The sequence below is a fragment of the Citrobacter youngae genome (genome assembly GCF_003818115.1).
Classification (GTDB): Bacteria; Pseudomonadota; Gammaproteobacteria; order Enterobacterales; family Enterobacteriaceae; genus Citrobacter; species Citrobacter youngae.
Window position 1 is genome coordinate 21,324 of record NZ_RPOI01000005.1, and the last position, 19,383, is coordinate 40,706.

The window sequence follows — 19,383 nt, forward strand, 5'->3', positions numbered from 1 at the left end:
ATTTATAAATGGACTATAAATAATGAATTTTAACAAAAGTTGTCTTTACACAGCCCTGTCGTTTGCTTTCGCGCAAGGTGCTTTTGCTGGGCAGGAAAGCGAAACCATGACCGTCTGGTCTAGTCCGGCCTCCGCCGCAACCACTACGGTTCTCGGCCAGGAAACGATGCAGCAGTTGGATAAACAAAACGTGGCGCAGGCGCTAAGCGTCGTTCCCGGCGTCGTGCTGCAAAAATCCGGTAACCGTAACGAGCAGCAAGTGAAGGTCCGCGGTTTTGACAGTCGTCAGGTCCCGGTCTTTTTCGACGGTGTTCCGGTGTACATCCCCTACGATGGCAACCTTGATTTAGGTCGTTTTCTGACATCCGATATCGCTTCTGTCGAGGTCTCTAAAGGCTACTCATCCTTGCTACAGGGGCCGAACCAGATGGGTGGCGCTATCAACATCACGACCAAGAAGCCCACCAAACCGATTGAGGGCTCTCTGGGCTATCGTCAGGGCTGGAGCCGTAGCAAAGACAATGCCCATGATATGCACGCGTCGTTCGGTGCCAGCAACGATCTCGGATATATCCAGCTCAGTGGTAGCCAGCTAAAACAGGATTTCCTCGGATTACCTCATGGTGTTGATAACCCGGTAGCGGGCAGCAATGGCAAGATGATTAACTCATCAGCCGATGATAAACGCGGCATCGTGAAACTGGGGTTCACGCCACGCGGTGATGATGAGTATGTTCTGACCTACATTAATCAGGACGGCGAAAAAGATAACCCGCCATATGCCGGGACCAGCAGCCAGAAATCACGTTACTGGCAATGGCCGCAATATGATAAAGAAAGTTATTACTATCAGGGCACCACGCATTTGGGCGATCGCTTTACATTGAAAAGCCGCCTGTATCGCGACACCTTTGAAAATACACTGATGATGTACAATTCCCTTGCCGATCTGAAAAATAAGAAAGGCAGCTACAGCCATTATTCTGACTATAGCGACGGCGCAGGTTTGCAGCTTTCCGCTGATATGCGGGAGAACGACCTGCTCTCTTTCGCCGTGAACTGGAAAGACGATGTTCATCGCGAAAAAGGGGCTCCAAATGCCGCTTATGACCGCTACGAAGATCGCACCTGGTCTGTTGCCAGTGAATATCAGTGGGCGGCTGCGGATAATGTCGATGTGGTGGCGGGTATCAGCTACGACTGGCGTGACAGCGTAGAGGGGATGAAGCACGAGAAAAACGGCAGCGTTACCCATTATGATGACAACGATCAGTCCGCCTTTAACTGGCAGGTAATGACCAAATATCACTTTGAAAATTCTGACACATTAGCGCTGTCCTACTCTGACAGAACGCGCTTCCCCACACTGAAAGAGCGCTACACCACGTCAAAACCGGCTTATAACCAGATAGCGCTGGTCAACCCGCAGCTAAAACCGGAACGCGCCCGTAGCGTCGATCTCACGTGGAACGGTTCGTTCACCCAAAACTGGGGATTCGAAGCCAGCGTGTATTACAACCGCATTACCGATGCGATTCTGTCGCACAATATTGATGCCGACACGATTCAGAACCAAAACAGTGGTCGGGTGGATTACACCGGCCTGGATGCCGGCGTCAAAGGTAAGGTCTTTGACATGCTGGATGTGGGGCTAAGCTACGGTCTTATCCATGCTGACGTTAAACGCAGCGACATCGGTAAAATTACCGATCTGCCGACGCAAACTCTCACCGCCTGGATGACGCTGAAACCGTGGGACCCACTCAGCATTACGCTATCCGAAGAAGCCCGCTCTTCAAGCTATAGCAATTCTGATGGCTCACAAAAAGCGACCGGATTCGCCATTACCCACCTCCGGGCAGATTACACCATCGGACATGGCTTTAGCGTTAACGCTTCGGTCAACAACCTGTTTGATACACAGTACGTCTACAGCGAAGGGTTTATCGAAGAAGGGCGTAATTACTGGGCGGGGATTGAATACCAGTTCTGACTAAACTACGCAGAGAAACGGCCCCCGCAGGGGCCGTTCGATTAATCTCGTCGTACCAGTCGGAAAACACCCAGTACCACAATCGCGCCGACCACGGCCACCAGGAAGCTGTGGAGATTAAACCCACTGACATCGCCGCCGATACCGAACATCGTTGCCAGCCACCCACCGACCACAGCACCGACAATACCGAGAATGCAGGTCAGAATAAATCCGCCGCCATCACGCCCCGGCATAATCAGCTTGGCGATAACCCCCGCAATCAGACCAAAAATAATCCAGGCAATAATTCCCATTTTCAGGCCCTCTTTCCAGTGAACGCATACGCAAGACATTCTTGCGCCAGCACGTTAAGTATAGGCAAGCCATCGCTACCTGCTGTTTGCACTCAGACTTAATTCATTGGCTTGGGTAAAAAATTTCATCCATTTGTATTAAGTTCCGTCTCGCAATGCCGATAACCCAACGATAAGCCAGGTATCCAGGAGTCATTAGGTGTGAGTAACTACAATGAGCAGTTCCTGAAGCAAAACCCGCTCGCCGTATTAGGGGTACTCCGGGACTTAAATTCACAGCAGGTTCCACTGCGTATCTCCTGGTCAGGAGGTCAGTTCATCAGCAAAATTCTTGCTGTCGGCCCGGACGAATTGATCATGGATTTTGGCAGTCAGGAATATGAAAACCAGGCCGTGCAACGCGCCAGCCAGATCTCAATTATCGCTGAAACGCAGGGTGCCAAGGTGGAGTTTACCCTCCCGCAATTGACAAAAGGCGAGTATCAGCGATTGCCAGCCTTTGTCTCATCGTTGCCACCTTCGCTGTGGTTCGTCCAGCGTCGGGAATACTTCCGCATCGGCGCGCCGTTACACCCGCCCTATCACTGCAAGGCGAAGATGCCGGACAACAGTCTCCTGCATTTTCGCTTATTCGATTTATCTCTTGGCGGCATGGGCGCGCTATTAGAAGGGACAGCACCGGAGGGGCTGGTCGAAGGCATGCGCTTCTCGCAGGTTGAACTGAATATGGAACAATGGGGCGTGTACCACGTTGATGCCCAGCTCATCTCGATTACCGAGCGAAAAGTGATCGACGGAAAAAATGAGACCATCACCACTCCCCGCCTGAGCTTTCGTTTTCTCAACGTCGGCCCGGCGGTGGAGCGGAATTTACAGCGGATTATTTTTTCACTTGAGCGTGAGGCTCGGGAAAAATCGAATAAAGTGCGCGAGTAATATTACACGCGTTACATCGCATCCAGCGCTCGCTGAAGCTTCCAGATATAACGTGGAGCCTGCGGCGCTGGATGGTTATCGACAACATGCTCGAAAAACTCATCCGCACTCAGATCGTTGATTTTGCTGATGGCTTTTTTCCTGTCAGAGGAGAACGTCCGCAGCAGCGCCCCGGCACCGTTCGCGTATGACACCACCAGCGCATATTGCATCACCTGTGGGTCTTCGATCCCGGCCAGCGGACCGGTCTCCAGAATGCTCAGGTATGCGGCCCCCATGGAGATATTGCGCTCTGGATTTTTCAGCTCACTGGTCGACGGCTCACCGCTCCATCCCATACGACGATAAACATCCCGCCCGGAGGTAGAGGCTTTAAGCTGCATCAGACCGATGGCATTAGATTTACTGACTGCATTGGGGTTACCCCCTGATTCAATAGCGATAATCGCCGTAATCAATTGTGGGCTAACGCCCCAGGCAGCACCGGCTTTTTCACTGATCGGCATCCATTGCATTGCGCGTTTAACCGGAACTTCTGCATTCCATGGCGGATTTTTGTAATCCTGTTTTGAACTACAGCCCGCGAGTAATACAACCAAAAAAGCAAACCATCTCAATTTCACGTCATCTATCCTTATAGCCGGAACCTGTCGCTGAGGTGACAACGACATACCTACGCGGCATGATATACATTTGGTTTTAGTTGTAGCAAGGAAATGCCATGTCCCGGTTTCACTTAATTGCCCCGTCGGGCTACTGTATTAACCAGCAGGCAGCATTACGTGGGCTTGCGCGTCTTACTGAGGCCGGTCATCAGGTCGATAACAGTGCCGTCATTACCCGCCGCTGTCAGCGTTTTGCCGGTACCGAAGCCGAGCGTCTGGCGGATGTGAACTCACTCGTTGAGCTAAAAATGCCTGATACTATTGTGATGGCGGTGCGCGGCGGCTACGGTGCGAGCCGTTTGCTGGCAGATATTGACTGGCAGGCGCTGGCCGTTCGTCAGCAACAAAACCCGTTGCTGCTGTGTGGACACAGCGATTTCACGGCCATTCAGTGTGGTCTGCTGGCTCAGAGTAATGTGATTAGCTTCAGCGGCCCGATGCTGGCGGCTAACTTCGGTGCCGAGGAAATGAACGCCTTTACCGAGCACCATTTTTGGCAGGCTTTGCGCAATGCCGAATTTACCCTCGACTGGCAAGGGCATGGCCCGGATTGCGCTACTGAAGGCACGCTGTGGGGAGGCAATCTGGCAATGCTCATTTCGCTGATGGGAACGCCGTGGATGCCCGCCATTGAGAACGGTATTCTGGTGCTGGAAGACATCAACGAGCACCCGTTTCGCATCGAGCGCATGCTGCTGCAACTTTATCATGCTGGGATCCTCGCCCGCCAGAACGCCATCATTCTCGGCAGTTTTAGCGGCAGTGCGCCTAATGATTATGATGCCGGTTACAGTCTTGATTCAGTTTGTGATTTTCTGCGCGCCAGATTATCCGTTCCACTGTTAGGCGGCCTCGATTTTGGCCACGAACAACGCACCGTCACCTTACCTTTAGGGGCCAAAGCCGTGCTGAAAAATGATAAAAACGGCAGTCAACTCACAATCTCCGGTCATCCGGTGCTTAAATCGTAAAAAAAGCCTGCCTCAGGGCTAAGTAAAACGCTGTTTCTGTCGTTATTATGTTAGGGTTTATTAATACGAAACAGCGTAATTCAGGAGTAACCGAACGTTGGATGCCGCAGCAATCATTAGCCTTTTTATTTTGGGTTCCGTTCTCGTCACCTGCAGTATCTTGCTTAGTTCATTCTCATCACGTCTTGGTATCCCGATTCTGGTGATTTTCCTCGCTATTGGCATGTTAGCGGGCGTGGACGGCGTGGGCGGTATTCCTTTTGATAACTACCCTTTTGCCTACATGGTGAGTAACCTGGCGCTGGCGGTTATTCTGCTCGACGGTGGGATGCGCACCCAGGCCAGCTCATTTCGTGTAGCGCTGGGCCCGGCGTTATCGCTGGCGACCGTGGGTGTGCTGATTACCTCTGGCCTCACCGGCATGATGGCGGCATGGCTGTTTCATCTGGATCTCATTGAAGGGCTGCTGATTGGTGCGATTGTCGGCTCAACTGATGCTGCAGCGGTCTTCTCCCTGCTCGGCGGTAAAGGACTCAACGAACGTGTGGGCTCGACGCTGGAAATTGAGTCAGGTAGCAATGACCCAATGGCCGTATTTCTGACCATTACGCTTATCGAAATGATCCAGAACCACGAGACCGGTTTAAGCTGGATGTTTGCGGTACATATTATCCAGCAGTTTGGCTTAGGTATCGCTATCGGTCTCGGCGGTGGATATCTGCTCCAGCAGATGATTAACCGTATTTCACTGCCTGCCGGGCTTTATCCACTGCTGGCCCTGAGCGGTGGGATCCTGATTTTTGCCCTGACTACCGCGCTGGAAGGTAGTGGTATTCTGGCGGTTTATCTGTGTGGTTTCCTGCTGGGTAATCGCCCGATCCGCAACCGGTTTGGTATTCTGCAAAACTTCGACGGTCTGGCCTGGCTGGCGCAAATCGCCATGTTCCTGGTGCTTGGACTGCTGGTTACGCCATCCGACCTGCTGCCTATCGCGATTCCGGCGCTGATTTTGTCCGCCTGGATGATTTTCTTCGCGCGTCCGTTGTCAGTGTTCGCCGGATTGCTGCCATTTCGTGGTTTCAATCTGCGTGAGCGCATTTTCATTAGTTGGGTGGGTTTGCGCGGCGCGGTGCCGATCATCCTCGCCGTCTTCCCAATGATGGCGGGCCTGGAAAACGCGCGCCTGTTCTTTAACGTCGCGTTCTTTGTGGTACTGATCTCGCTGCTGTTCCAGGGAACGTCGCTGTCGTGGGCCGCCAAAAAAGCCAAAGTGGTGGTCCCGCCCGTTGGCTGGCCGGTTTCTCGTATAGGTCTGGATATTCATCCGGATAATCCCTGGGAGCAGTTTGTTTATCAGCTCAGTGCGGATAAGTGGTGTGTCGGGGCTGCGCTGCGCGACCTGCATATGCCGGAAGAAACGCGAATTGCCGCCCTGTTTCGTGACAACGTGCTGTTTCACCCCTCCGGCAGCACGCGTCTGCGCGAAGGCGACGTATTGTGTGTTATTGGCCGCGAACGCGACCTGCCCGCCTTAGGTAAGCTGTTCAGCCAGTCGCCGCCAGTGTCGTTAGACCAGCGTTTCTTTGGTGATTTTATTCTTGAAGCCAGCGCGAAATATGCCGATGTGGCACTGATTTATGGCCTGGAAGATGGCACCGGGTATCGCGATAAGCAGCAAACGCTGGGTGAAATTGTCCAGCAACTATTGGGTGCTGCGCCGGTCGTCGGTGACCAGGTGGAATTTGCCGGTATGATCTGGACGGTAGCCGAGAAAGAAGATAATGCCGTGCTGAAAGTGGGTGTCCGTGTGGCTGAAGATGAGGATGAGTAACGCGGATGTTTTTTGCCGGGTGGAGGCTACGCCTTACCCGGCCTGTGAAAAGCACTGACTCCGTAGGCCTGATAAGCGCCGCGCCATCAGGCAATTCCATAAAAGTTACACCGTCACAACCGGTACGCGCAGCGCCAAAGAACACATTAATTCATAACCCACCGTGCCCGCCGCTGTCGCCACATCGTCGATTTTAATCTCTTTACCCCACAGCTCCACTGGCGTCCCGATCCCCGCCTGCGGGCACGGCGTCAGGTCTACCGCCAGCATATCCATGGATACCGTGCCGACCGTCCCGGTACGTACGCCATCCACCAGCACAGGCGTGCCGCTTGGCGCATGGCGCGGATAACCATCGGCATAGCCTGTCGCCACAATGCCAATGCGCTGCTCGCCGCTGGCGGTGTAGCGTCCACCGTAGCCCACCCGATCTCCGGCTTTCAGCGTCTGTATGCCGATTATCTCGCTGCTCAGGGTCATTACTGGTTTCAGGCCGGTATTGGCGATGTCCCGCCATTGCCCCGACGGTGATGCGCCATACAAAATAATACCCGGGCGAACCCAGTCATAATGCGCTTGTGGGTGCCACAGCGTCGCAGCCGAATTCGACAGCGAACGTCGACACTCCAGCCCTTCCGTTGCCTGCGCAATACGCGCCATCGCGTCCTTAATGCCATCCGGATGTTCAGCATCCGCAAAATGCGACATCAGCGTCATCTCACCTACGTTAGGCATTGCCCGTAACTGTTGCCAGACGGTGGCAACGCGCTCTGGTAAGAAACCCAGCCGGTTCATGCCGCTATTCACCTTGAGGTAAATATCCAGCGGCGCGTTCAGGCGGGCATTTTGCAACGCTTTGAGCTGCCAGTTACTGTGGACACAAGTGGTCAGACGATATGTGTCATACACCGTCAGGTCTTCGGCATGGAAAAAACCCTCCAGCATTAAAATCGGTCCTTTCCATCCCCGCTCCCGCAGGGTGATCGCCTCCTCGAGATTGAGCATCGCGAAACCATCGGTCGTTCCCAGTGCATTCCAGACACGTTCTATACCGTGTCCGTAGGCATTAGCTTTTACGACCGACCAGACGCGGGAGTCCGGCGCAGCCTGACGCGTAATGGTCAGGTTTTGTTTCAACGCCTGCAGGTCAATGCTGGCCAGTATCGGGCGGGTCATCTCGCGTCCTTATTAGTTATGTACGCCATGTAAATGCCGCGGGCGAGACGGAGTAAATCCCGGACTGTAACGCGCCACGCTCAGATCGTCATAAGGTATGGCAGGCGTGCGACCAGAGAGGATATCGCTCAGCAACTGACCGGATCCACACGCCATCGTCCAGCCCAATGTGCCATGACCCGTATTGAGCAGCAGATTCTTAAAGCGGGTACGCCCCACCACTGGCGTTCCGTCTGGCGTCATCGGACGCAGCCCGGTCCAGAAGGTGGCCTGTTCCACATGCCCACCGCGCGGAAAGAGATCGCGCACCACCATCTCCAGCGTTTCACGGCGTGGTTGTAGTAGCTCAGTATTAAAACCAACAATCTCTGCCATACCGCCAACACGAATACGCTCATCAAAACGGGTAATGGCGATTTTGTAGGTTTCATCAAGAATAGTGGAAACCGGCGCACCATCATCTTCTGCCACCGGAATGGTTAATGAGTAGCCCTTGAGCGGATACACCGGAATATCAACGATCCCTTTGAGCATCGCCGTGGAGTACGAGCCAAAGGCCATAACATAGGCATCGGCTTTGACTATCTCTTCTCCGCACTGAACGCCATAAATCTGCTCGCCATCGCTCAGCAGCTTATCGACCGGAGTGTTAAAACGGAATTTTACTCCCGCCTGCTCGGCCATTTGCGCCAGACGCTGGGTAAACAGCTGACAGTCACCGGTTTCGTCATTCGGTAACCGTAACCCGCCTGTCAGTTTGTGCGCGACCTCTCCCAGCGCAGGTTCGACTTCCGCCAGGCGACTTGCTTCCAGCAGTTGATAGGGTACGCCCGCATCTTCGAGCACGGCGATGTCGCGGGTGGCGTTCTCATACTGTTGAGCGGTACGGAACAGTTGCAGGGTTCCGCCCTGACGTCCTTCGTACTCGATACCGGTAGAGGCACGTAACGCTTTCAGGCAATCACGGCTGTATTCCGCCAGGCGCACCATCCGCCCCTTGTTTTCCATGTAGTGGCTGGTATCGCAGTTGCGCAGCATTTGCCACATCCATTTCAACTGGAACTGCGTCCCGTCGAGGCGAACTGCCAACGGCGCGTGGCGCTGAAACATCCATTTAATCGCTTTTAGCGGTACGCCTGGGGCCGCCCACGGCGCGGCATAACCAGGGGAGATTTGCCCGGCGTTCGCCGCACTGGTTTCCAGTGCCGGCCCCGGCTCACGATCGATGACGGTGACATCGTGTCCAGCCTGACTTAAATACCAGGCGCTGGTCACGCCAACAACGCCACTTCCCAGTATGACAACTCGCATAGCCACTCCGTTAACAGTAAAAGAACAATCTTCTAATTACATCTTGATAACTCAGTTGAAAATATTATTCAACATATGGCTTTTTTATGGTGATGTATCTCACACATAGCAGTGATTGCAGGGAAGTCTCAGCTTTGGCATCTCCTGCTGTGCGTTATTTTTATCCAGCATAAAATTTTGTCACCTGGCCGTTTTTCGACGCTTCGCTGACGTGAAATCGCAAAGAAAAAATTTCTCCTGCAGCACGTTTTTTAACACCATGATCTATGCTTGAACTGAGGTACTCCAGACAGAGAGTGCCGCCAACAATGAGGGTGCGCGAATGGCTACGATTGATTCCATGAACAAGGACAGCACACGGTTAAGCGATGGACCCGACTGGACGTTTGATCTGCTGGATGTCTATCTGGCAGAGATAGACCGCGTGGCGAAACTCTACAGGCTGGATACCTACCCGCACCAAATCGAGGTGATCACCTCCGAGCAAATGATGGACGCCTATTCCAGCGTTGGGATGCCGATCAACTATCCGCACTGGTCGTTTGGTAAAAAGTTTATTGAAACCGAACGCTTGTACAAGCATGGTCAGCAAGGGCTGGCCTATGAGATTGTTATTAACTCCAACCCGTGTATCGCGTACCTGATGGAAGAGAACACCATCACCATGCAGGCACTGGTCATGGCGCATGCCTGCTATGGACATAACTCTTTCTTCAAGAATAACTACCTGTTCCGCAGTTGGACGGACGCCAGTTCCATCGTCGATTACCTGATCTTCGCGCGAAACTACATTACCCAGTGTGAAGAGCGTTACGGCGTGGATGAAGTCGAAAAGCTTCTCGACTCCTGCCATGCGTTGATGAACTACGGCGTTGACCGTTACAAACGCCCGCAAAAAATCTCCCTACAGGAAGAGAAGGCCCGGCAGAAAAGTCGTGAAGAGTATCTGCAAAGTCAGGTGAATATGTTGTGGCGCACGCTGCCGAAGAAAGAGGAAGAGAAGACGATCTCTACCGCGCGTCGTTATCCTTCTGAGCCGCAGGAAAACCTGCTGTATTTTATGGAGAAAAATGCCCCACTGCTTGAATCCTGGCAGCGAGAGGTCCTGCGTATTGTGCGTAAGGTGAGCCAGTATTTTTATCCGCAGAAACAAACTCAGGTGATGAACGAGGGATGGGCAACCTTCTGGCACTACACCATCCTCAATCACCTTTATGATGAAGGCAAAGTCACCGAGCGCTTTATGCTGGAGTTTCTGCATAGCCATACCAACGTGGTATTCCAGCCACCGTATAACAGTCCATGGTATAGCGGGATAAACCCGTATGCGCTTGGCTTTGCTATGTTCCAGGATATCAAACGTATTTGTCAGTCGCCCACCGAGGAGGACAAATACTGGTTCCCAAATATTGCGGGTTCCGACTGGCTGGAAACGCTGCATTTCGCGATGCGTGATTTTAAAGATGAGAGCTTTATCAGCCAGTTCCTGTCACCAAAAGTGATGCGCGATTTCCGCCTGTTCACGGTGCTGGATGATGACCGCCATAATTACCTGGAAATTTCAGCGATTCACAATGAAGAGGGGTATCGCGAGATCCGTAACAGGCTGTCATCGCAATATAACCTGAGCAATCTGGAGCCGAATATTCAAATCTGGAATGTCGATCTGCGCGGCGACCGTTCGCTGACCTTGCGTTATATCCCACATAACCGCGCGCCGTTGGATAAAGGACGCAAAGAGGTGCTTAAGCATGTGCACAGGCTATGGGGTTTTGATGTGATGCTGGAGCAGCAGAATGAAGATGGCAGCATTGAGCTGCTGGAGCGTTGCCCGCCAAGGATGAACGGCCTGTAACGCTTATTGCCGGAGGCGGTGTAAATACCTTATCCGGCCTACGACGTAGACGCATTGTAGGCCGGATAAGACGCTTTGGCGTCACCATCCGGCATTGCGCGATTAGCGTCCCTGAATAGCTAAATCGCCCGGTAAATTCTTCTGCATACGGTGCCAAATCTCACCACTGTCGTGACCATAGCGGCGCACAGTTTCATAGACCAAATCATGAGCGCCCTGCTCACACAGCTCTGACAGCTTACGGTAGAAGTTCAACGCCAGGCCGCGCGCTTCCGGGTTGGCAAAGTAATGACGGCCAATACGCGTATAAAGTCCTTTCATACCGTTGAGGATCAAACCGTAAATCGGATTGCCCGATGCAAATGCCAGACCACGGAAAATGTTGTAGTCCAGATCGGCAAACGCGTCAGCATGGTCAGCAACCTGATTCGCCGTGGCCAAAACGTCCTGGGCTTTATCAGGATGTTGGCGGAATGCGGTGCGAATAAAGATCGTCGAGATGTTAGTACGCACAGACAGCAGATTATCAATCAACTGCGGAACACTTTCGTGATCGAGACGCGCCAGCGTTTCCAGGATATTCAGTCCGGAGGTTTCCCAAAAGTTATTCACTTTCGTCGGTTTGCCGTGTTGAATGGTCAACCAGCCGTCCCGCGCCAGACGCTGCAAAACTTCGCGTAACGTGGTACGTGTTACTCCAATGAGTTCGGAGAGTTCACGTTCAGCGGGCAAAATAGTGCCAGGTGGGAAGCGGTTATTCCAGATACTCTCAATGATGTACTCTTCCGCGAACCCAGCAGGGCTTTGCGCCTTAATGACCATAGTGATAATTCCATTACACAGCAAAACATAGTTACACACATCATACCAGACGGGTTTCTTAGCTGATAGCTGACGCAACGAAGAAAAAGTGGATCAAGGCTTCATTTTCCAGATAACGCTGATACGCAGTCGGTACGATAAGCCACGTGAAGAGCTTGCCTGCGTTCACTCGTGCCGCTAAGCTTTGCGGTCAAACATAAAAACATGATTTCATTTTTACAGGTAAGGGAAACTGCCATGGAGCTATCATGGGGCCGCGCTATGTGGCGCAACTTTTTAGGCCAGTCGCCGGACTGGTATAAACTTGCACTGCTCGTCTTCTTAATCATTAACCCGCTTATTTTTTTCATCAATCCCTTTATCGCGGGTTGGTTGCTGGTGGCCGAATTCATTTTTACGCTGGCAATGGCGCTTAAGTGTTATCCACTGTTGCCGGGCGGGCTGTTAGCCATCGAAGCTGTCGTCATCGGCATGACCAGCGCCACTCATGTTCGTGAAGAAGTTGCCGCCAACCTTGAAGTGCTCTTGCTGCTGATGTTTATGGTGGCGGGCATCTACTTTATGAAGCAACTGCTGCTGTTTATTTTTACCCGACTGCTGCTCAGTATTCGCTCCAAGATGCTGCTGTCGCTGGCCTTTTGTGTTGCCGCTGCCTTCCTTTCGGCGTTCCTCGACGCATTGACTGTGGTCGCGGTCGTGATCAGCGTGGCGGTCGGTTTTTACGGTATCTACCATCGCGTCGCCTCTTCCCGCCCGGGAGATAACAATTTGCTGGATGACAGCCATATCGACCAGCACAATAAAGTCGTACTGGAGCAGTTCCGCGGTTTTCTGCGCAGCCTGATGATGCACGCGGGAGTCGGCACAGCCTTAGGCGGTGTGATGACCATGGTTGGCGAACCGCAGAACCTGATTATCGCCAAAGCAGCTGGCTGGCATTTTGGTGATTTTTTCCTGCGCATGTCGCCGGTCACCGTCCCGGTGTTGATTTGCGGTCTGCTCACCTGCCTGCTGGTTGAAAAGTTACGTTGGTTTGGCTACGGTGAAACATTGCCGGAAGCTGTCCGTGGCGTTCTGCAACAGTTTGACGATGAAAGCCGGCAACAACGTACCCGCCAGGATAAAATCAAGCTGATTATTCAGGCAGTCATCGGCGTATGGCTGGTCGTCGCCCTCGCGCTGCATCTGGCAGAAGTTGGATTAATTGGCCTGTCGGTGATTATTCTGGCGACTTCGTTAACTGGCGTTACTGACGAACACGCTATTGGTAAAGCCTTCACCGAGTCGCTGCCGTTCACCGCACTGCTGACCGTGTTCTTCTCTATCGTTGCGGTGATTATCGATCAACAGCTCTTCTCGCCGATTATTCATTTTGTTTTGCAGTCTTCTGAGCATGCACAGCTGACCCTGTTCTATCTTTTCAACGGCCTGCTGTCGTCAATTTCAGACAACGTCTTTGTTGGCACAATTTACATCAACGAAGCGAAAGCGGCGCTGGAGCACGGGACGATTAGCCTGAATCAATATGAACTGTTAGCGGTGGCGATCAATACCGGGACCAACCTGCCTTCCGTGGCCACGCCAAACGGCCAGGCAGCATTCCTGTTCCTGCTGACCTCCGCGCTGGCACCGTTGATTCGCCTTTCTTATGGTCGCATGGTGTGGATGGCTCTGCCGTATACTCTCGTCCTGACGCTCGTCGGTCTGCTTTGCGTAGAGTTCACGCTGGTTCCAGTGACCGAGTGGATGACGCAAACAGGCTGGTTAGCTACACTTTCATAACAATAAACCGGGTAAATCACTGCCCGGTTTGACTTTTTGCATGATAATTATCCGATTACACAATATTTCAATTGCCGCTAGTGGCGCATAAATTGAATTGGTTTAAACTGCGGTCTCTACGCATGTTGCAGGGAAATTATTATGTTGCGATTTTTAAACCAGTGCTCCCGTGGGCGTGGAGCGTGGTTATTGCTGGCGCTAACCGCCCTGGCGTTGGAACTTGTTGCCTTGTGGTTCCAGCATGTCATGCTGCTAAAACCCTGCGTGTTGTGTATTTACGAACGTAGCGCATTATTTGGCGTGATGGGTGCTGGTCTGGTGGGCGCAATTGCCCCAAAAACGCCACTGCGTTATGTGGCAATGCTTATCTGGATTTACAGCGCCTGGCGCGGGCTTCAGTTAGCGTATGAACACACGATGATTCAGCTTCACCCGTCACCGTTCATGACCTGTGATTTTGCCGCGCGCTTCCCGAGTTGGTTACCGCTGGATAAATGGCTGCCGCAGGTATTTATGGCATCCGGTGACTGCGCTGAGCGTCAGTGGTCATTTTTAACCCTGGAGATGCCGCAGTGGCTGTTGGGGATTTTTGCCGCGTATCTGGTCGTTGCAGTGTTGGTGCTGATTGCTCAGCCCTTTAAACCGAAAAAACGTGACCTCTTCGGTCGCTAACAGAACGCTCCTTCGGGAGCGTTTTTTTTGCCATAATGTCATTGCTTGCTGGCATCTATAAGATGTATATTAAATACATCTTATAGATGCCATACAAAGGAGATGTCTTATGTCCCATTTACGCATCCCGGCAAACTGGAAAGTTAAACGCTCTACTCCCTTCTTTACGAAAGACAATGTCCCGGCCGCCCTGCTTTCTCACCACAACACAGCAGCCGGCGTTTTTGGACAACTCTGCGTGATGGAAGGCACTGTAACGTATTACGGCTTTGCCAATGAAGACGCAAAAGAACCTGAAGTAAAAGTGGTCATTAATGCCGGACAGTTCGCGACCAGCCCACCGCAGTACTGGCATCGTGTTGAATTAAGCGACGATGCGCAGTTCAACATTAATTTCTGGGTTGAAGATGACAACCATAGTGATGAGATGTATCAGGCGAAAAAGTCTTAATCCTTAACGCCTGTTAATCGATGGGCGGCTTAGTCCGCCCATGAAGGTTTGTTCAATATATGGTCCTGCCAGTCACGCACTTCTGATTCTTTCACCGCGATATGGCGTACTGAAATACGCTCACTGTGCATTGCCGCCTTTGACCCCGTCAGCAGCGGATGCCACTCCGGCAGCCCTTTACCTTCCGCGAGCAGACGATAGGCGCAGGTCATCGGCAACCATTCAAAAGTCGGCAGATTATCGCGCGTCAGCTTGATGCAGTCAGGCTCGTACTCGAATCGACGTTCGTAATTACGGCACTGACAGGTTTTGATATTGAGTTGCTTACACGCGACGTTGGTAAAGTAGATTTCGTCGGTGTCTTCATCCATCAGCTTATGCAGGCAGCATTGGCCGCACCCATCACATAATGACTCCCACTCGGCATCGGTCATTTCATCAAGGGTTTTACTTTGCCAGAAAGGTATGTCGCTCATCAGGGTATCCGCTATTTCACTAAAGCTGCACCTTATAACCAGTCTGGCACGTTGATGCAAGTTTTGCCGCCCGAAATAGGCGGCAAGCACAGGTTACAGCACCCGGGTGGTTAGCGTCTGACCATGGAAACTGATAGCCAGCTCATCACCGCTGTGTAACGGCCCAACGCCAGCTGGCGTCCCAGTCAATACCACATCACCGGCTTTAAGCGTGAAGAATCGGCTCATGTAAGCAATCAATGGGACAATATGATGGATCATATCCGCCGTAGTGCCCTGCTGGCGGACTTCGCCATTCACCGTTAATCCGAGCTGAGTATCCTGCGGATCACCGTTAAATTCCGCTACCGGAATAAACCCCGACAGCGGGCAAGAGTTGTCAAAACCCTTCGCTTTTTCCCACGGCTGGCCCGCTTTTTTCATTTTGCCCTGAATATCACGCAGGGTCAGGTCCAGCGCCACACCATAGCCAGCGATGGCTTTGCGCACATGCTCTTCTGTCGCCTGGCGCAGGGTTGCACCGATCAGCACGGCCAGTTCAACTTCGTGATGGACGGAACCCATATCCGCCGGAATGACCAGCGGTTGGCGCAAATCACACAGCGCAGTTTCAGGCTTAATAAACAACACTGGCTCTTCCGGCGTTGCTCCCCCCATCTCTTTAATGTGGTTTGCATAATTGCTACCGACGCAAACCACTTTGCTCACCGGATAATCCAGCAGAGCACCATGCCAGTTGTGATGTTGATACATTACTTTCCCCTAACGTAGTCATAGATTTCAGGTACTGCATCGATGGGACATGCTGCTGCCGGATGCAGTTTAACGTTTAGCGTCTGATGTATTTTCTTTTACCGCAGATAAATGCTGTTTGAGTAAATCTTCAGGCGGCGGTGGTATTTGTAAATAATAGCCCTGCTCGGTTAGTGCCTGTTTTACTTTTTCAAGATCGGCATTAACCAGTTTTTTACGACCATCAAGCGGTAAAATCATTGCCAGCTTTGGCTGGCCAAACCCTTTCATCAGTTCTTCAGGAACACGCGAGAAATCGTCTTTTTTTTCGACATATAAATAGGTCTGGTCACGTTTGCTGCTTCGGTAGATCACACAAAACATATCTTTTACTCTGAATTCACGGAATGGTGGCTTGCCTCAATATAATACTGACTATAACATGCCTTATAGTCTTCGGAATATCACCCCGCACCGGGGATGATAAATAGCAAATTGAGTAAGGCCAGGATGTCAAACACGCCAATCGAGCTTAAAGGCAGTAGCTTCACCTTATCAGTGGTTCACTTACATGAAGCAGAACCCGAGGTTATTCGTCAGGCGTTGGAAGACAAAATCGCGCAGGCACCTGCTTTTTTAAAACATGCTCCCGTCGTAGTTAACGTGAGTGGTCTTGAAAGTCCGGTAAACTGGTCAGCGCTGCAGAAAGTTGTCGCGTCTACCGGATTGCGCATTATCGGCGTTAGCGGATGTAAAGATGCCAGACTCAAAGCTGAAATCGACGAAATGGGTCTTCCTTTACTGACAGAAGGTAAAGAAAAAGCCATTCGTTCCGCACCTGTTGAAACTCCGGCACCTGCCGTACCGCCACAAAACGTTACTCCCATCACAAAAACACGATTAATAAATGTACCGGTTCGTTCCGGTCAGCGTATTTATGCTCCACAATGTGATCTGATTGTTACAAGTCACGTCAGTGCGGGCGCAGAGCTTATCGCTGATGGCAATATTCACGTTTATGGCATGATGAGAGGCCGTGCGCTGGCGGGCGCAAGCGGCGATCGGGAAGCGCAAATTTTCTGTACCCACCTGACGGCAGAACTGGTGTCTATCGCAGGTGTTTATTGGCTGAGTGATAAAATCCCAGCAGAATTTTATGGCAAAGCGGCACGTCTGCAATTGGCAGAGAACGCTTTGACAGTTCAACCGTTGAATTGATCCCTTTTTAACAAGGAATTTCTATGGCACGCATTATTGTTGTTACTTCGGGTAAAGGGGGCGTTGGCAAAACCACCTCCAGCGCGGCCATCGCTACAGGTTTGGCCCAGAAGGGAAAGAAAACTGTCGTTATTGATTTTGATATCGGCCTGCGTAACCTTGATTTGATTATGGGTTGTGAACGCCGCGTCGTTTATGACTTCGTCAACGTTATTCAGGGCGATGCGTCGTTAAATCAGGCGTTGATCAAAGATAAACGTACCGAAAATCTCTTTATTCTTCCGGCCTCACAGACTCGTGATAAAGACGCGCTGACGCGTGAAGGCGTCGCGAAAGTTCTGGACGACCTGAAAACGATGGAATTTGACTTCATCGTCTGCGACTCCCCGGCAGGTATTGAGACCGGCGCGCTGATGGCCCTGTATTTTGCCGACGAAGCCATTATTACCACCAACCCGGAAGTGTCTTCTGTACGTGACTCTGACCGTATTCTGGGTATTCTGGCGTCGAAATCTCGTCGCGCTGAAAATGGCGAAGATCCGATTAAAGAGCATCTGCTGCTTACGCGCTATAACCCTGGCCGCGTAAATAAAGGTGACATGCTCAGCATGGAAGACGTACTGGAAATTCTGCGAATCAAGCTGGTTGGTGTGATTCCTGAAGATCAGTCAGTCCTGCGCGCGTCTAACCAGGGTGAGCCGGTTATTCTCGACATCAATGCTGATGCCGGTAAAGCCTATGCTGATACCGTAGACCGTCTGTTGGGAGAAGAACGTCCTTTCCGCTTCATTGAAGAAGAGAAGAAAGGTTTCCTCAAACGCCTGTTCGGAGGATAAGTTATGGCATTACTGGATTTTTTTCTCTCGCGGAAAAAGAGCACAGCGAACATCGCTAAAGAGCGACTGCAGATTATTGTTGCGGAACGTCGTCGTAGTGACGCAGAGCCACATTATTTACCGCAACTGAGGAAAGATATTCTCGAGGTTATCTGCAAGTATGTACAAATTGATCCTGAAATGGTCACCGTACAGCTTGAACAAAAAGACGGCGATATTTCTATCCTCGAACTTAACGTGACTTTGCCTGAAGCTGAAGAGTCTAAATAGCATCTTTTGTTAATGAGTCACGGTTGAAAAAAGGCAGATTATTCTGCCTTTTTTATTTTTGATCGTAGTCCAGGCTGCGCCCTATTTATTCCAAACAGAACTTCGGGTAGTTCTCAGCAAAATAGCGACGTAAATACTCCACGGTAATACGGATTTTTGCCGATGTCGCCAGACGTGACACATAAACAGCCCAAATATTTGCTGGTTGATAATAGTCAGGCAATATATGAACCAGATGCCCACTGGCGATGTTATCGCAGACATCCCACCATGAACGTAGCGCAATCCCCTGACCATCGACACACCATTGGTGAACAACTTCGCCATGATTGGAGGAGAGCGGCCCCGTCACCTTGATCGAGTGCACGCCCTCTTTATTACGCATTTGCCAGATGCCAAATGGATGATCGCGCTCTTTAATCACCAGGCAGGGCAACGTGGACAGATCGTTCAATTGCTTCGGTGTACCGTGCTGCGCCACAAACTCAGGTGATGCACACAATATTCGATAATTGGTCGCCAGCTTACGTGCGATCAAATTGGGTGCAATATCATCCCCGATGCGGATATCAAGATCGACACCTTCATTAACCAGATCGACTAACCGATCCTCAACGTCAAACCGCAACTCCAGCTGCGGATACTCTTTTGCCAGCGCTGACAACGCTGGAGCCACTACACGGCGACCAAAACCAAAGCTGCTGATAATACGTAACATCCCCTGCGGGATCTGCCGGACATCAGACAGCTCATCCATCATCTGATCCACATCCTGCAGGATCCGCTGAGCCCATTCGTAGATCCGCTCCCCCTCTTCCGTGATGGTTACGCGTCGTGTAGTCCGGTGCAGCAGCACTACATTCAGCGTCTGCTCCAGCAGGGCAACTCGCTTACTGATAAAAGCCGGTGAAACGCCTAACTCCTCGGCAACGGCGGCAAAACCCGCACGGCGGGCAACCAGCATAAAGACGCGTAAATCATTTAACAGCGGCAGATTATTCATGATCTGTGTTTTATGTTTCACCAGTTGGAGGGATTAACTATTAATCAGTCAATTATAGGATAAGGGGAAAGTCAATTTTGATGGCGT

Annotated in this window: 20 protein-coding genes; 11 read left to right on the forward strand and 9 right to left on the reverse strand. The window is 51.6% G+C overall.

Annotated elements, in window-relative coordinates:
- Positions 1 to 22 precede the first annotated feature (22 nt).
- Positions 23 to 1,993, forward strand: coding sequence for a TonB-dependent receptor plug domain-containing protein (locus EHN13_RS04025; protein WP_061068046.1), 1,971 nt, complete (start codon positions 23 to 25; stop codon positions 1,991 to 1,993).
- Positions 1,994 to 2,034: 41 nt separating this feature from the next.
- Here the strand turns inward: EHN13_RS04025 and EHN13_RS04030 are convergent, their stop codons facing one another.
- The gene (locus EHN13_RS04030) at positions 2,035 to 2,289 is read right to left on the reverse strand and encodes a GlsB/YeaQ/YmgE family stress response membrane protein (protein WP_048212573.1); all 255 of its coding nucleotides are present in this window, start codon (positions 2,287 to 2,289) and stop codon (positions 2,035 to 2,037) included.
- Between the two features lie 201 nt (positions 2,290 to 2,490).
- Between EHN13_RS04030 and ycgR the strand changes: the two genes are divergently transcribed.
- Complete coding sequence (ycgR, locus tag EHN13_RS04035) at positions 2,491 to 3,225, forward strand: flagellar brake protein YcgR (protein WP_048211430.1); 735 nt, start codon at positions 2,491 to 2,493, stop codon at positions 3,223 to 3,225.
- An 11-nt stretch (positions 3,226 to 3,236) separates the two neighbouring features.
- Here the strand turns inward: ycgR and emtA are convergent, their stop codons facing one another.
- Positions 3,237 to 3,848 carry a membrane-bound lytic murein transglycosylase EmtA gene (gene emtA, locus EHN13_RS04040; protein ID WP_048211429.1) on the reverse strand — a complete coding sequence of 204 codons (612 nt, stop codon included), beginning with the start codon at positions 3,846 to 3,848 and terminating at the stop codon, positions 3,237 to 3,239.
- 98 nt (positions 3,849 to 3,946) lie between these two features.
- Here emtA and ldcA point away from each other — a divergent pair, with 98 nt between their 5' ends.
- Complete coding sequence (gene ldcA / locus EHN13_RS04045) at positions 3,947 to 4,861, forward strand: muramoyltetrapeptide carboxypeptidase (RefSeq protein ID WP_124020937.1); 915 nt, start codon at positions 3,947 to 3,949, stop codon at positions 4,859 to 4,861.
- 97 nt (positions 4,862 to 4,958) lie between these two features.
- On the forward strand, positions 4,959 to 6,692 hold the full coding sequence (locus tag EHN13_RS04050) for a potassium/proton antiporter (RefSeq protein ID WP_040232328.1): 1,734 nt from the start codon (positions 4,959 to 4,961) through the stop codon (positions 6,690 to 6,692).
- A 105-nt stretch (positions 6,693 to 6,797) separates the two neighbouring features.
- On the opposite strand, the gene dadX is transcribed toward EHN13_RS04050, so the two are convergent.
- Positions 6,798 to 7,868: a catabolic alanine racemase DadX gene (gene dadX / locus EHN13_RS04055; RefSeq protein WP_061068048.1), complete on the reverse strand. Its 1,071-nt coding sequence runs from the start codon at positions 7,866 to 7,868 to the stop codon at positions 6,798 to 6,800.
- 12 nt (positions 7,869 to 7,880) lie between these two features.
- Complete coding sequence (locus EHN13_RS04060) at positions 7,881 to 9,179, reverse strand: D-amino acid dehydrogenase (RefSeq protein WP_124020938.1); 1,299 nt, start codon at positions 9,177 to 9,179, stop codon at positions 7,881 to 7,883.
- A 322-nt stretch (positions 9,180 to 9,501) separates the two neighbouring features.
- On the opposite strand from EHN13_RS04060, the gene EHN13_RS04065 reads away from it, so the two are divergent.
- Positions 9,502 to 11,034: a SpoVR family protein gene (locus EHN13_RS04065; RefSeq protein WP_124020939.1), complete on the forward strand. Its 1,533-nt coding sequence runs from the start codon at positions 9,502 to 9,504 to the stop codon at positions 11,032 to 11,034.
- Positions 11,035 to 11,136: 102 nt separating this feature from the next.
- Here EHN13_RS04065 and fadR read toward each other — a convergent pair whose 3' ends face one another.
- Positions 11,137 to 11,856, reverse strand: coding sequence for a fatty acid metabolism transcriptional regulator FadR (gene fadR, locus EHN13_RS04070; RefSeq protein WP_005122254.1), 720 nt, complete (start codon positions 11,854 to 11,856; stop codon positions 11,137 to 11,139).
- Between the two features lie 237 nt (positions 11,857 to 12,093).
- Here fadR and nhaB point away from each other — a divergent pair, with 237 nt between their 5' ends.
- The 3 genes from nhaB (at position 12,094) to EHN13_RS04085 (ending at position 14,761) form a co-directional block, all read left to right on the forward strand.
- The gene (gene nhaB / locus EHN13_RS04075; protein ID WP_048211424.1) at positions 12,094 to 13,638 is read left to right on the forward strand and encodes a Na(+)/H(+) antiporter NhaB; all 1,545 of its coding nucleotides are present in this window, start codon (positions 12,094 to 12,096) and stop codon (positions 13,636 to 13,638) included.
- Between the two features lie 141 nt (positions 13,639 to 13,779).
- Entirely contained in the window at positions 13,780 to 14,310 is a 531-nt protein-coding gene (dsbB, locus tag EHN13_RS04080) for a disulfide bond formation protein DsbB (protein ID WP_005122248.1), read from the forward strand.
- Between the two features lie 109 nt (positions 14,311 to 14,419).
- Positions 14,420 to 14,761 (forward strand): TehB family protein, encoded by a 342-nt coding sequence (locus tag EHN13_RS04085; protein ID WP_016153372.1) that lies wholly within the window; start codon positions 14,420 to 14,422, stop codon positions 14,759 to 14,761.
- 29 nt (positions 14,762 to 14,790) lie between these two features.
- Here EHN13_RS04085 and EHN13_RS04090 read toward each other — a convergent pair whose 3' ends face one another.
- The 3 genes from EHN13_RS04090 to EHN13_RS04100 all read right to left on the reverse strand — a co-directional run bounded on the left by EHN13_RS04090 (position 14,791) and on the right by EHN13_RS04100 (position 16,353).
- A complete protein-coding gene (locus EHN13_RS04090) occupies positions 14,791 to 15,237 on the reverse strand; it encodes a YcgN family cysteine cluster protein (RefSeq protein ID WP_167469981.1) in 447 nt (148 codons plus the stop codon).
- A 93-nt stretch (positions 15,238 to 15,330) separates the two neighbouring features.
- Positions 15,331 to 15,990, reverse strand: coding sequence for a fumarylacetoacetate hydrolase family protein (locus EHN13_RS04095; RefSeq protein ID WP_048211422.1), 660 nt, complete (start codon positions 15,988 to 15,990; stop codon positions 15,331 to 15,333).
- Positions 15,991 to 16,059: 69 nt separating this feature from the next.
- Positions 16,060 to 16,353, reverse strand: coding sequence for a YcgL domain-containing protein (locus EHN13_RS04100; RefSeq protein ID WP_048211421.1), 294 nt, complete (start codon positions 16,351 to 16,353; stop codon positions 16,060 to 16,062).
- Positions 16,354 to 16,479: 126 nt separating this feature from the next.
- Here EHN13_RS04100 and minC point away from each other — a divergent pair, with 126 nt between their 5' ends.
- From minC to minE, 3 genes are read left to right on the forward strand one after another with little or no spacing between them, the layout of a single operon-like run.
- Positions 16,480 to 17,187, forward strand: coding sequence for a septum site-determining protein MinC (gene minC, locus EHN13_RS04105; protein WP_048211420.1), 708 nt, complete (start codon positions 16,480 to 16,482; stop codon positions 17,185 to 17,187).
- Between the two features lie 23 nt (positions 17,188 to 17,210).
- Complete coding sequence (gene minD / locus EHN13_RS04110; protein WP_003020956.1) at positions 17,211 to 18,023, forward strand: septum site-determining protein MinD; 813 nt, start codon at positions 17,211 to 17,213, stop codon at positions 18,021 to 18,023.
- 3 nt (positions 18,024 to 18,026) lie between these two features.
- On the forward strand, positions 18,027 to 18,293 hold the full coding sequence (gene minE / locus EHN13_RS04115) for a cell division topological specificity factor MinE (RefSeq protein WP_001185666.1): 267 nt from the start codon (positions 18,027 to 18,029) through the stop codon (positions 18,291 to 18,293).
- Between the two features lie 85 nt (positions 18,294 to 18,378).
- On the opposite strand, the gene EHN13_RS04120 is transcribed toward minE, so the two are convergent.
- Entirely contained in the window at positions 18,379 to 19,296 is a 918-nt protein-coding gene (locus tag EHN13_RS04120; protein ID WP_124020940.1) for a LysR family transcriptional regulator, read from the reverse strand.
- Positions 19,297 to 19,383 lie beyond the last annotated feature (87 nt).